The following is a 13,643-nucleotide window of genomic DNA, read 5'->3' on the forward strand; positions in this document are numbered from 1 at the left end:
GACGTTGACCTGAATCATCCCCGCCGGGCGGCTAAAACCTCTGGCGGGGTGATCCTTTGGGAAAACGTGTGTATGATGCGGCAGCCGGGAAATTCCCGGCTTTTTTGCGTCTGCACGTTTGATTGCTGTTTTATGCAGGTGCCCGAGCGCTATGGCTCGAAAGGTTTTACGAGGAAAGTGGTCGGCGAAGCCCGTTTCAGGCTTTTCGCCACGTCGCTCATGCGCGTGGTTTACGCTGGGCCGGCCATTTTCTGCTTCACTCAAGGCTCGCCTCAAGGCTGGCTGCCCGGATCATAGGGGATTGGCGTAATGGCAACGGTAGACCGCTGGCTGCTGCCAGATGGCATCGAAGAAGTACTGCCACCGGAAGCGGCGCGCATAGAAGTAGCGCGTCGCCAGGTGTTGGATCTGTTCCAGAGCTGGGGTTACGAGTTTGTCGTGACTCCCCATATCGAGTACCTGGAATCCTTGCTGACCGGCGCGGGCCAGGACCTGGATCTGCGTACCTTCAAGGTTATCGACCCGCAATCGGGTCGGCAGATGGGGTTTCGGGCCGACATCACCCCGCAGGTGGCGCGAATCGATGCGCATACCTTGCGTCGCGAAGGGCCGAACCGTCTCTGCTATGCCGGCAGCGTGCTGCATGCCCAGCCGCGCGCCTTGTCGTCCTCGCGCAGCCCGATTCAACTGGGTGCCGAGTTGTACGGCGACGGCAGCCCGAGCAGTGACGTCGAAGTCATCAGCCTGATGCTGGCCATGCTGCAACTGGCCGATGTGCCGGATGTGCACATGGACCTGGGGCATGTAGGCATCTACCGCGGCCTGGCCCGTGCTGCCGGTTTGTCCGGCGAAGTTGAACAGCAGTTGTTCGATGCGTTGCAACGCAAGGCCATCGACGAGGTCATTACCCTGACCGAGGGCTTGCCTGCCGATCTGTCGGGCATGCTGCGGGCGTTGGTCGACCTGTGTGGCGGCCGTGAGGTGCTGGCCGCTGCGCGTGAGCGTCTGGCCAAGGCGCCGGCGCCGGTTCTGGCTGCCCTGGACGATTTGCTGGCGATTGCCGAGCGTCTGTCCGCGCGCTTCCCGGAGCTGCCGCTGTATTTCGACCTGGGCGAATTGCGTGGTTACCACTACCACACCGGTGTGGTGTTCGCCGTGTTCGTGCCGGGTGTTGGCCAGTCCATTGCCCAGGGTGGTCGTTACGACGACATTGGCGCCGACTTCGGTCGTGCTCGCCCGGCAACCGGCTTCTCCACCGATTTGAAAACCCTGGTGACCCTGGGGCGTGCTGAAATCGAGCTACCGTCTGGCGGTATCTGGATGCCTGACAGTACGGATGCGGCACTCTGGCAGCAGGTTTGCCAGTTGCGCAGTGAGGGTCAGCGTGTCGTTCAGGCATTGCCTGGACAGCCTTTGGCCGCCGCCCGTGAAGCGGACTGCGACCGGCAATTGATTCAGCAGAACGGGCTTTGGCAAGTTTCGCCACTGGCTTCTTGAGTTTTCCTGCCGGCCGCCGCCGGCACCAAGTTTGCGCGAATGAGGACAAGTGTTATGGGTAAGAATGTCGTAGTCCTGGGCACCCAATGGGGTGATGAGGGCAAAGGCAAGATCGTTGATCTGCTGACCGAACATGCTGCCGCCGTAGTGCGCTACCAGGGTGGCCACAACGCTGGTCACACGCTGGTGATCGATGGCGAAAAAACTGTCTTGCACCTGATCCCCTCGGGCGTGCTGCGCGAGGGCGTGCAGTGCCTGATCGGTAACGGCGTGGTGGTTGCACCTGACGCCCTGCTGCGCGAGATCACCAAGCTGGAAGAGAAAGGTGTGCCGGTGCGCGAGCGCCTGCGTATCAGCCCGTCCTGCCCGCTGATCCTGTCCTTCCACGTTGCGCTGGACCAGGCCCGTGAAAAGGCCCGTGGCGAGCTGAAGATCGGTACCACCGGTCGCGGCATCGGCCCGGCTTACGAAGACAAGGTTGCACGTCGCGGTCTGCGTGTGGGCGACCTGCTCAACATGCCGCGCTTTGAAGACAAGCTGCGTGAACTGGTGGATTACCACAACTTCATGCTGGTGGGTTACTACAAAGAGCCAGCCATCGAGTTCGAAAAGACTCTGGCCGAGTGCAAGGAATACGCTGAACTGCTCAAGCCGCTGATGCTGGACGTGACGGCCGAGCTGCACGACCTGCGTCGCGCTGGTAAAGACATCATGTTCGAGGGCGCCCAGGGTTCCCTGCTGGACATCGACCACGGCACCTATCCGTACGTGACCAGCTCCAACACCACCGCTGGCGGCGTTGCGACCGGTTCGGGCGTTGGTCCGATGTTCCTGGACTACATTCTGGGCATCACCAAGGCTTACACCACGCGTGTAGGTTCGGGCCCATTCCCGACTGAGCTGTTCGACGAAGTCGGCGCGCACCTGGCCAAACAAGGTCACGAGTTCGGCGCGACGACCGGCCGTGCCCGTCGTTGTGGCTGGTTCGATGCCGTCATCCTGCGTCGCGCTATCGATGTGAACAGCATCTCGGGCATTTGCCTGACTAAGCTGGACGTACTGGACGGTCTGGAAACCATCAATATCTGCGTCGGCTACAAAGATGCGCAAGGTAATGCGGTTGCCCCGACCGATGCGGACAGCTACGTAGGTCTGCAGCCTGTGTACGAAGAAGTGCCGGGCTGGACCGAGTCGACCGTGGGTGCCAAAACCCTGGAAGAGCTGCCCGCTAACGCTCGTGCTTACATCAAACGCGTCGAAGAGCTGATCGGCGCGCCGATCGACATTATTTCGACGGGTCCGGACCGCAACGAAACCATCGTTCTGCGTCATCCGTTCGCTTGATAAGTTGTTGATGTAAAACACAAAGGCCCCTTAACAGGGGCCTTTGTCGTTTATGCCTGTCGGACGGCATGACCTTTGCTATCAGCTTTGCTTAAAGCGTCACTTTCGGCGTGCCATCAATTTAATGGCGCCTATGCAGAGGGATTTAAAGTGTCGGCCGTTCTCTCACTGTTACAAAGCCGTTTGTTGCGGCCTGTGTTCGTTACCCTTGGTATCGCACTTTTGGTGCAGGTGTTGGTGGCCGTTGCTCTGACCCGGAGCACGGTGACTGCACTGGAAGCCGATCTTGGCGTGCGTCTTGGTGCGGACAGTCAAAAACTGTCCGGTGAGCTCGAGCAGGCGGGGCGTGAAGTCACGTCGAGCCTCGACAGTCTCTCCACCAGTACCCGTCAACGTCTCACAGCAGGCTTGTCCGCCCGATTGAAGGACGAGCAGGCGCAGTTGCGTGCCACCCTGGAAAAAGACCTGAAGGACTCCGCCGGCGATATGGCGCAGCTTCTGGCTTCCGTGGCGCCTCGTGCCATGTGGGACAACGATGTGCCTACCCTGTCCGAGTTCGCCCGTCGAGCCCAGCGCAATCCCAACGTGCTGTTTGTGGTGTATGACGATGCCACAGGTCAGCACCTGACGCGCTACCTCAACCGGGAAAACCCGATCAACAAGGCGCTGCTGGAAAAGGGCCAGGGCGAGCGTGCGCTGGACAAAGTACTGGATGCAGCGAAGAACGATCCTTCAGTGTTCTACATCGAGGCTTCGATCAATCCTAACGGCGTAGAAATCGGCAAGGTCCTGATGGGCGTCTCGACCGCTTCGGTGGAAGCCGACCTGGCGGCGCTGGACAAGCGCTTTACGGCATTGATTGCCAGTGGTGATCAACTGGTGGGCGACAGCCTTAAAGGCGCGGCGGCCGACAGTGCGACGGCCATGCGTGCGCGTTTGCAGTCGGCGCAGACCACGGCATCCGAAATGAAGGCCAATACCACCACTACCGTGCAGGAGGCTGCATCCAACCTGCGCTGGCGCATCGGGGTGAGCCTCGCGGTAGTCGGTTTTGGCGTTTTGCTGCTGCTGGCCATAGTGTTGGGGCGTCGTGTGGTCAATCGCCTGAAAATGCTGATCGTGGCCATGGATGACCTGGCGGCAGGCGAGGGCGATCTCACCAAGCGTGTGCAAATCAACAGCAAGGACGAAATCGGCGACATGGCCTCGGCGGTCAATCGCTTTGTGGATAAGTTGCAGCCGATCGTGCGCGAAGCGGGTGATGTGGCTCAGCGTACCGGTGTGGAAATCGGTGCCATGACGTTGCGCAACGCCGGAGCCGACGCGGCGGCGGGGATGCAGCGTGATGAGGTCGCGGAAAGCCTGCGTGCCTTGTCACAAATGGCTGACGAAGCCCAGTCGGAAAGCCATGCCATGCAGGCGGCGTTGAAGCAGGTGGTGGAAATTCGTCAGGCGACCGACGAGAACACCCGGACGTCGGCGAAAGTCGGCAGCCTGATCGAGGAGTTGGCCGGACAGGTCAATACCGGCGCACAAGTCATTGAGCGACTGGCGCAGCAGAGTGAACAGATTGAAGTGGTGCTGACGGTGATTCACGGAATTGCCGAGCAAACCAATCTGCTGGCATTGAACGCTGCCATTGAAGCGGCGCGAGCCGGTGAGACCGGGCGCGGCTTTGCGGTGGTGGCTGATGAGGTGCGGGCACTGGCGAGCAAGACGCAGAGTTCCACCGGCGATATTCAGGCGCACATCGTGGCGTTGCAGCAGGGGGCGCGTGAGGCGGTGGCGGCGATTGGTCAGGCTGGGCGTCAGGCCAACGAAGGCTTGCTGGTATTGCGTGACAGTGCGCGGTTGCAGCAGTCGGTGCAGGCATCCGTTGAGCAGGTGCATGCGGCGATCGGTCTGGCTACCCAGGCAGCGGCGCATCAGGCCAAAGGCGCGCAAGCGGTGCGGGGTCGGGTCGAGACGATTCATGCGCAGGCTGAGAAAGCCGCTCAGGCGGTGGTGGAAACCACGGCCAGTGGGAAGGTGCTGGATGGTTTGGCGGCGCAGTTGAAGGCGAGCCTGGGGCAGTTCAGGGCTTGATGTGTTGTCAGATATGACGCCATCGCGGGCTTGCCCGCGATGGCAATCTCAACGGCTCAAATACATCCGGGTCGTCAGCAAATAAACCGGCAACCCCGACACCAATATCAACAACGCCGCATAAGGCGCCGCCGCCGCGAATTCCACATTCGCGGTATGCGCCCAGACTTCCGTGGCCAGCGTATTGAGCCCGGTCGGACTTAATAGCAGGGTGGCCGTCAGCTCCTTCATCGCATCCAGAAACACCAAGGCAAACGCCGCCCCCAGCGCCGGAAAAATGATCGGCAGCGTCACTCGGCAAAACGCGGTGAACGATGACGCGCCCAGCGTGCGCGCGGCTTCCTCCAGTTGCGGTGCGGCCTTGTTCAGTGCCGTGCGAATCGGTGCCTGAGCCAGCGGCAAAAACAACAACGCATAGGCGACCAGCAGCAGCGCCGAAGTCTGGTACAGCACCGGCACAAAGTGCAGGGCGAAATACACCAGCGTCAGTGCGATCACCAATCCAGGCAGTGCATGCAACAGGTAGGGCAGGCGTTCCGCCCAGATCGCCAGTTGGCCTTTGTAGCGCACCACCAGTAGTCCGACGGGCACCGCCAGCACCAGACACAGTGCCGCGCCGCCCAGAGACAGCGCCAGAGATGACAGTAACGCTTCACTGATTGCTGCCACCGGGAAAGCAGCGGAGGAACCCACCGCCAGCCAATACACCAGCATGCCCAGGGGAATGCCGCTGCCGATGATAGCCAGCATCAGGCAGTAAAGCTGCCCGGGCAACGCCCATGGTCCCAGGCGAACCTGCTCCGCCCGCCGTGCCGCGCCCTGGCCGGTGCGTACATGCCGGCCTTTGCCGCGAACTCGCAACTCCAGCCATAGCAACATCAGGCAAAGCACCAGCAGTACCGCCGAAAGCATCGCGGCATTGGCGTTGCTGAATTCCAGTTCGAACTGTTGATAGATCGCGGTAGTGAAGGTTTGCAGGCCGATAATCGACAGTGCGCCAAACTCCACCAGCATGTGCAATGCAATCAACAAAGAGCCGGCGAGCAGTGACGGCCAGAGCAGGGGCAGGGTGATCTTGAAGAACACGCCCCGGCGATTCTGCCCCAGTGTGCGGGCGGACTCTTCCAGGGATGGATCGAGATTGCGCAGGGTCGCGGCCACAGGAAGAAAAATCAGCGGGTACTTGGAAAGCGTCATCACCAGAATCGCTCCGCCCAGCCCTTCGAACTGAGCGCTCAAGGATACCCAGGTGAAGCTGCTGACAAAGGCGGGAACGGCGAACGGCAGGCACAGAATCACGCCCCATATCCGCCGTCCCGGCAAATCGCTGCGCTCCAGCAACCATGCCAGCGACAGGCCGATCACGCCGCAAGCCAGTGTGACGCCGATCATCAGTGCCAGGGTGTTGCGCAGCAGACCAAACACATAGGGGCGCCACAGCAAATGCACGGCTTCAGCCCAACCTGCCTGCCAGGCTTTGAGCCCGACATAGGCCAGCGGCAGCAGGCTGAGCACCACCAGCAGCAGAACCGGCAGCAGCAGCCAGATCGACGGCCGCTTGCGCCGGGGCACATATGCGCTCTGTGCAGCGAGGGCGGATAGCGATGCGCTCATCAGTTCAGGCCAACCTCACGTTCCAGTTCCAGGGCTTCTTCGGCATTGCCCAGGTCGGCAGGGGTGACTTTCGGTGCTTCCAGTTCGCTGAACGGTTTCAGGCCGCGATCCGATTCCATGCCTTTGTGCAGCGGATATTCGGCGGTGGTCTGGGTGATGACCCGCTGACCTTCTTCGCTGGCCATGTAGGCGAGCAATTGTTGGGCTTCTTTTGGATGTTTGCTGGATTTCAGGACTGCCGCGCTGGACACGGTGATCAGCCCGCCGACGTCGCCGCCGGTGAAATAATGCAGTTTTGAATCGAGTTGGCCTTTTTCGCGTTGCAGGGCAAACCAGTAGTAGTTGTTCACCAGGACGGTGGCCACCTCGCCGTTCTCCACGGCTTTAAGCGCGACCATGTTATTGCTGTAGGTCTTGCCGAATGCGCGCAAACCGGTCAGCCACTCTTCGGCGGCGTCCATTCCGTGCACTTTGATGATCGCTACGGCCTGCTCCTGGAAGGCGCCGCTGGTGGGTACGAAGCCGACCTTGCCCTGCCATTTCGGATCGGAGAACTCCATCACCGACTTCGGCAGGTCTTTTTCATCGATCAGCTTGGGGTTGAACGCAACGACGCGAACCCGGGCGGTTACGCCGATCCAGGTGCCATTGCCAGCCACGTAATCCTTGGGCAGAACTGCCAGTGTGGCGTCGTCGGCCCTGGCCAGCAGGCCTTGTTCGCCGAGCTTGTTCAGCGGCGGCGATTCCTCGGTGTAGATCACGTCGGCGGGAGAGCGGTCACCTTCTTCGACGACCTGACTGGCGAGCTGGTTGCTGCTGCCTTTGCGCACATTGACGTGAATGCCGGTCTTGGCTTCGAAGGCTTTGGCAACGGCGTCACCGACTTCTTTGTGTTGACCGTTGTAGAGGGTCAGGGAAACCGGATCGGCGGCCTGGGTGAGGGGAGTGGCGAGTGTCAGGCCAAGGAGGGTAATGCTCAGGCCGCGGCGCAGGGTATTTCGAAACATCATTCGCAGGGTTCCTCACTGTCGCATTGCAAAAACTTGCAACAATGATAAACGATATTCTTTCTCAAATGCGCCTTGCGGGGTTGAGAGGGTTTTGCTAGAGGGGGTGGTCCCTCGCCACAAAAGCCTTCCTGTCATTTCGAAAGCCAGAAACGCAAAAACCCGCTTTCGCGGGTTTTTGTGAAATTCAAGGTCGTAACCCTGAATCTGAATTGGTGCCCAGAAGAAGACTCGAACTTCCACGACCTTGCGGTCACCAGCACCTGAAGCTGGCGTGTCTACCAATTTCACCATCTGGGCAGTCATCTTCAGCGTTGCCGCTGTTGATGTGGCGCACTATACGGAGAGCATTTTGATCTGTAAACCCCTGATTTAAATTTAATAAATCAGAAACCCTGAATGCAAAAAACCCGCTTTCGCGGGTTTTGTGTGAGCCTTGAAATTGAACTAATCTCAAGCTCAAAATTGGTGCCCAGAAGAAGACTCGAACTTCCACGACCTTGCGGTCACCAGCACCTGAAGCTGGCGTGTCTACCAATTTCACCATCTGGGCAGTATCGGCAACGTTGTCCGTCGTCGATGGCGCGCACTATACGGAGCGTCTTTTTAACTGTAAACCCCCGGGCTCAAAAAAACCTGGAAAATTTCGCCAGCGGTCTTCAAAACAGCTTTTCAGTCTCGATACAGGGCTCAAGAAGGGTCGTCTGAGCTTGAAATTTCCCGTTTCATTACGCCTATGCCAAACTAACCCGTATATAGACAAGGTGAAAACTCTCTAATGGCCGATTGGCAGTCCCTCGATCCCGAGGCCGCTCGTGAAGCGGAAAAATATGAAAACCCCATTCCTAGCCGCGAACTGATCCTTCAGCATCTTGCTGATCGGGGTTCGCCTGCTAACCGCGAGCAGCTGGTTGAAGAGTTTGGTCTGACTACAGAAGACCAGATCGAAGCCCTGCGCCGCCGTCTGCGCGCCATGGAGCGCGATGCTCAACTCATTTACACCCGTCGCGGCACGTATGCGCCGGTGGACAAGCTCGACCTGATCCTCGGCCGCATCAGCGGTCACCGTGATGGTTTCGGCTTCCTGGTGCCGGACGACGGCAGTGACGACCTGTTCATGAGCCCGGCGCAAATGCGTCTGGTGTTCGACGGTGACCGTGCCCTGGCCCGTGTTTCCGGCCTGGACCGTCGTGGTCGCCGCGAAGGCATGATCGTCGAAGTGGTGTCCCGCGCTCACGAAACCATCGTCGGTCGCTACTTCGAAGAGGGCGGCATCGGTTTTGTCGTTGCCGACAACCCGAAGATCCAGCAGGAAGTGCTGGTGACGCCGGGCCGCAACGCCAATGCGCAGATCGGTCAGTTCGTTGAAGTGAAGATTACCCACTGGCCAACACCACGCTTCCAGCCGCAAGGCGACGTGGTCGAGGTTGTGGGTAACTACATGGCGCCGGGCATGGAAATCGATGTTGCCCTGCGCACCTACGACATTCCCCACGTCTGGCCTGATGCCGTGCTCAAGGAAGCCGGCAAGCTCAAGCCGGAAGTCGAAGAGAAAGACAAAGAGAAGCGCATCGACCTGCGTCATCTGCCGTTCGTCACCATCGACGGCGAAGATGCCCGCGACTTCGATGACGCGGTCTACTGTGAGGCCCGTCCAGGCAAGCTGCGTCTGTTCTCCGGTGGCTGGAAACTGTACGTGGCGATTGCCGACGTCTCCAGCTACGTGAAACTCGGTTCGGCACTGGATGCCGAGGCCCAGGTTCGCGGCAACTCGGTGTACTTCCCCGAGCGCGTGATCCCGATGCTGCCTGAGCAGTTGTCCAACGGCCTTTGCTCGCTGAACCCGCAAGTCGATCGTCTGGCCATGGTTTGCGAGATGACCATCTCCAAATCCGGCGAAATGACCGACTACTGCTTCTATGAAGCGGTGATCCACTCCCATGCGCGCCTGACCTACAACAAAGTCAGCGCCATGCTGGAAACGCCGAAAGCCACCGAGGCGCGCAAGCTGCGTGGCGAGTACACCGACGTCGTTCCGCACCTCAAGCAGTTGTATTCGTTGTACAAGGTGTTGCTGGCGGCCCGTCATGTACGTGGCGCGATCGATTTTGAAACCCAGGAAACCCGGATCATCTTCGGCTCCGAGCGCAAGATCGCCGAAATCCGTCCGACCGTACGCAACGATGCCCACAAGCTGATCGAGGAATGCATGCTGGCGGCCAACGTGGCCACTGCCGAGTTCCTGAAAAAACATGAAATTCCTGCGCTGTACCGTGTGCACGATGGTCCGCCACCGGAGCGTCTGGAAAAACTGCGCGCGTTCCTTGGCGAGCTGGGCCTGTCCCTGCACAAAGGCAAGGACGGCCCGTCGCCGAAGGATTACCAGGCGCTGCTGGCCGGTATCAAGGATCGTCCGGATTTCCACCTGATCCAGACCGTCATGCTGCGTTCGTTGAGCCAGGCGGTGTACAGCGCTGATAACCAGGGCCACTTCGGCCTCAATTATGAAGCTTACACCCACTTCACCTCGCCGATCCGCCGCTACCCGGACTTGCTCACGCACCGGGCGATTCGCAGCGTCATCCATTCGAAACAGGACACCCCGCACGTTCGCCGTGCCGGTGCGATGACCATTCCGAAGGCGCGCATCTACCCGTACGACGAAGCGGCCCTGGAGCAACTCGGCGAGCAGTGCTCGATGAGCGAGCGCCGTGCCGACGAAGCGACCCGCGATGTGGTGAACTGGCTCAAGTGCGAGTTCATGAAGGATCGCGTGGGCGAATCGTTCCCGGGTGTGATCACCGCAGTGACCGGGTTTGGTCTGTTCGTCGAACTGACCGATATCTACGTCGAAGGCCTGGTGCACGTCACCGCGCTGCCGGGTGATTACTACCACTTCGATCCTGTGCATCACCGCCTGGCGGGTGAGCGTACGGGGCGCAGCTTCCGCTTGGGCGACACCGTTGAAGTGCGGGTCATGCGCGTCGACCTCGACGAACGCAAGATCGACTTCGAGATGGCTGAAAAAACCATCAGTGCGCCGATCGGTCGCAAAAAGCGCGGCACCGAAAGCGCTGCGCCTGCTGCAAAAACAGCCGCAGAACCGGCGCCGGCTAAAACCGGTCGTCGTCCAGCGAAGGAAAAGGCTGTCGAGGCCTATCGTCCGAGCGATGCCGCGGCGAAAAACGCCGAAGTGCGCAAAAGTCGTGAAATGAAACAGGCGTTGCTGGCCGGTGCGAAAAGCGGCGGTAAAGCGGCGTCTGGGGGAAAGACCGGACGGTCGACGCCTGAAAAGGCCGTCGGCGGCAAGCCAGCCAAACCGAGTAAACATCGTAAAGGCCCGCCAAAAGCGGGCTCGGCCCCAGCCAAAAGCGGCGGGGCGCGTAAACCTAAGGCCAAGCCATGAGTCAGTTGGAAAAGATCTACGGCGTACATGCTGTAGAAGCGTTGCTGCGTCACCACCCGAAACGCGTCAAGCAGATCTGGTTGGCTGAAGGTCGCGGTGATCCGCGCGTGCAGACGTTGATCGAGCTGGCCAACGAAAATCGTGTCCAGGTGGGTCAGGCCGAACGCCGCGAGATGGACGCCTGGGTTGAAGGCGTGCACCAGGGTGTGGTGGCAGAGGTGAGTCCGAGCCAGGTCTGGGGCGAGGCGATGCTTGACGAGCTGCTCGATCGCACCGAAGGCGCGCCGCTGTTGCTGGTGCTCGACGGCGTGACCGACCCGCACAACCTTGGCGCCTGCCTGCGCTCTGCCGATGCGGCCGGAGCGCTGGCGGTAATTGTGCCAAAGGACAAGTCGGCAACCTTGACTCCGGTTGTACGAAAAGTCGCTTGTGGTGCTGCGGAAGTGATTCCGCTGGTGGCTGTGACCAACCTCGCGCGCACCCTGGAAAAACTCCAGCAGCGCGGGTTGTGGGTTGTCGGTACGGCGGGGGAGGCCGAGGTCAGCCTTTATGACCAGGACCTGACCGGCCCGACCATTCTGATCATGGGTGCTGAAGGCAAGGGCATGCGTCGCTTGACTCGCGAACATTGCGACTATCTGGTGAACCTGCCGATGGCTGGTAGCGTCAGCAGTCTCAATGTTTCGGTGGCCACTGGTGTTTGCCTGTTCGAAGCACAGCGCCAGCGTGGCGCCAAAGCCAAGGCTGCCGCCAAAAAAGCCTGATCCGGTTGTTGTCCCTGTGGGAGCGAGCCTGCTCGCGATAGCGGTGTAATATTCGGCATCAATGTTGAATATTAAGTCGCCATTGCGAGCAGGCTCGCTCCCACAGTGCTTTGTGGTGTGGCTTGAATGGTGACTGTTCAAATAATCACCAATTACCTTGCGCCTGTCTCGCCCCTTCTCTACAATTGCGCCCCTTGCTGTGATGGCAGGCACCCACGTGTCTAGCGTCCTCAAGTCCATAAGTGTCATTCACTCCTTGTCTGACCGCTTTTGAGCGGCAGGCTACAACCCGTAAGGAGCATTCATGCGTCATTACGAAATCATCTTTTTGGTCCACCCGGATCAAAGCGAGCAAGTCGGCGGCATGGTTGAGCGTTACACCAAGCTGATCGAAGAAGACGGCGGCAAAATCCACCGTCTGGAAGATTGGGGCCGTCGTCAACTGGCCTACGCAATCAACAATGTTCACAAGGCTCACTACGTGATGCTGAACGTTGAGTGCACTGGCAAGGCCCTGGCCGAGCTGGAAGACAACTTCCGCTACAACGATGCAGTGATCCGTAACCTGGTCATCCGTCGCGAAGAAGCCGTTACCGGCCAATCCGAGATGCTCAAGGCTGAAGAAAACCGCAGTGAGCGCCGTGAGCGTCGCGACCGTCCTGAGCACGAAGGCGCTGAAAGCGCTGACAGTGATGACAGCGACAACAGCGATAACGCTGACGAGTAATCCACGGACCTTTTAAGGAGCCTATCAAATGGCACGTTTCTTCCGTCGTCGTAAATTCTGCCGCTTCACCGCTGAAGACGTGAAAGAGATCGATTACAAAGATCTCAACACTCTGAAAGCCTACGTATCCGAGACCGGCAAAATCGTTCCAAGCCGCATCACCGGTACCAAAGCTCGTTATCAGCGTCAGCTGGCCACCGCTATCAAGCGCGCCCGCTTCCTGGCCCTGCTGGCCTACACCGACAGCCACGGCCGCTGAGACCGGGCAGTCGACTCGTAGCAAAGGATTGAATGTATGCGTGCCTTGGCTGAGTTCATCATGCGGGGCCGCGTGCAGGCCACTCTGGTAGTGGCTGGATGTGCGGCATTGCCGTTGTTGTATTGGTTGGGTGCTGCCGCTGGATGCCTTGTGCTCCTGCGGCGCGGATTGAAGGACGCCCTGGGCGTTCTTGCTCTGGGACTGCTGCCGGCATTGCTCTGGTGGCTTTACTCCGACGACCCACGGGCACTTCTGGTGCTGCTGGGATCGGCGAGCCTTGCGTTGGTTTTGCGCGCAAGCGAGTCCTGGAACCGCGTGCTGCTGGTCAGCATAGCGATGGGAGTGGTGTTTTCAGTGGTGTTGGGGACGGCTTTTGGTCCCCAGATCGAGATGCTGGCGCAGGCTTTGATAAAAGTCATGCCGTCGCTACTCGGTGACGTTTACCAGAAGTTATCGGTAGACGAACAAACGCGTTTCGCGTCCCTGATTGCACCGGTCCTGACCGGCCTGATTGCGGCTTTGTTGCAAATCGTCAGCTTGTTGAGCCTGCTTGTCGGGCGCTACTGGCAGGCGTTGTTGTACAACCCGGGTGGTTTTGGTCGCGAGTTTCGCGCCATCCGCTTCCCGCTGTTGCCGGCGATGTTGCTGCTGGCGTGCATGCTTCTGGGACCGAACCTCGGTTCACAGATGGCCATGTTGACGCCGTTGTGCAGCGTACCGCTGGTGTTCGCCGGGCTGGCCCTGATTCACGGGCTGGTGGCGCAAAAGCGACTGGCCAGATTCTGGCTGGTGGGGATGTACGTCACGCTGTTGCTGTTCATGCAGCTGATCTATCCGTTGCTGGTGGTCTTGGCCATCGTCGACAGCCTGATTGATTTTCGCGGTCGTTCGGCACCGAAAGATGCCGATAGCGCGAACGGTGAAGGTTAAAAGTTAAGAG

The 13,643-nt window shown here is 59.6% G+C and carries 10 protein-coding genes and 2 tRNA genes; 8 read left to right on the forward strand and 4 right to left on the reverse strand.

The features are described from left to right. Nucleotides 1–309: 309 nt before the first annotated feature. The 3 genes from BVK86_RS18310 (at nt 310) to BVK86_RS18320 (ending at nt 4,926) form a co-directional block, all read left to right on the forward strand. Complete coding sequence (locus BVK86_RS18310; RefSeq protein WP_056852377.1) at nt 310–1,497, forward strand: ATP phosphoribosyltransferase regulatory subunit; 1,188 nt, start codon at nt 310–312, stop codon at nt 1,495–1,497. Nucleotides 1,498–1,551: 54 nt separating this feature from the next. Continuing rightward, on the forward strand, nt 1,552–2,841 hold the full coding sequence (locus BVK86_RS18315) for an adenylosuccinate synthase (protein WP_027921980.1): 1,290 nt from the start codon (nt 1,552–1,554) through the stop codon (nt 2,839–2,841). 150 nt (nt 2,842–2,991) lie between these two features. Beyond that, entirely contained in the window at nt 2,992–4,926 is a 1,935-nt protein-coding gene (locus BVK86_RS18320; protein WP_075947747.1) for a methyl-accepting chemotaxis protein, read from the forward strand. A gap of 48 nt (nt 4,927–4,974) precedes the next feature. Here the strand turns inward: BVK86_RS18320 and BVK86_RS18325 are convergent, their stop codons facing one another. The 4 genes from BVK86_RS18325 to BVK86_RS18340 form a co-directional block, all read right to left on the reverse strand. Beyond that, entirely contained in the window at nt 4,975–6,540 is a 1,566-nt protein-coding gene (locus tag BVK86_RS18325) for an ABC transporter permease (protein WP_075947748.1), read from the reverse strand. Beyond that, a complete protein-coding gene (locus tag BVK86_RS18330) occupies nt 6,540–7,550 on the reverse strand; it encodes an extracellular solute-binding protein (RefSeq protein WP_075947749.1) in 1,011 nt (336 codons plus the stop codon). The genes BVK86_RS18325 and BVK86_RS18330 overlap by 1 nt, the downstream gene beginning before the upstream one ends. 210 nt (nt 7,551–7,760) lie before the next feature. Then, nucleotides 7,761–7,847: transfer RNA gene (locus BVK86_RS18335), tRNA-Leu, on the reverse strand. Nucleotides 7,848–8,013: 166 nt separating this feature from the next. After that, a tRNA-Leu gene (locus tag BVK86_RS18340) sits at nt 8,014–8,100 on the reverse strand. Nucleotides 8,101–8,325: 225 nt separating this feature from the next. Here BVK86_RS18340 and rnr point away from each other — a divergent pair. From rnr to BVK86_RS18365, 5 genes are all read left to right on the forward strand, one after another. Further along, nucleotides 8,326–10,953, forward strand: a complete 2,628-nt coding sequence (gene rnr / locus BVK86_RS18345; protein ID WP_075947750.1) for a ribonuclease R — start codon at nt 8,326–8,328, stop codon at nt 10,951–10,953. Then, the gene (rlmB, locus tag BVK86_RS18350; RefSeq protein ID WP_075947751.1) at nt 10,950–11,717 is read left to right on the forward strand and encodes a 23S rRNA (guanosine(2251)-2'-O)-methyltransferase RlmB; all 768 of its coding nucleotides are present in this window, start codon (nt 10,950–10,952) and stop codon (nt 11,715–11,717) included. Before rnr ends, rlmB begins: the two co-directional genes overlap by 4 nt. A 304-nt stretch (nt 11,718–12,021) precedes the next feature. After that, nucleotides 12,022–12,444, forward strand: coding sequence for a 30S ribosomal protein S6 (gene rpsF / locus BVK86_RS18355; RefSeq protein WP_003217491.1), 423 nt, complete (start codon nt 12,022–12,024; stop codon nt 12,442–12,444). Nucleotides 12,445–12,472: 28 nt separating this feature from the next. After that, on the forward strand, nt 12,473–12,703 hold the full coding sequence (gene rpsR, locus BVK86_RS18360) for a 30S ribosomal protein S18 (RefSeq protein ID WP_002551829.1): 231 nt from the start codon (nt 12,473–12,475) through the stop codon (nt 12,701–12,703). Between the two features lie 36 nt (nt 12,704–12,739). Continuing rightward, complete coding sequence (locus BVK86_RS18365; protein WP_075947752.1) at nt 12,740–13,633, forward strand: YybS family protein; 894 nt, start codon at nt 12,740–12,742, stop codon at nt 13,631–13,633. Nucleotides 13,634–13,643 lie beyond the last annotated feature (10 nt).

The organism is Pseudomonas reinekei, from assembly GCF_001945365.1.
Lineage (GTDB): Bacteria > Pseudomonadota > Gammaproteobacteria > Pseudomonadales > Pseudomonadaceae > Aquipseudomonas > Aquipseudomonas reinekei.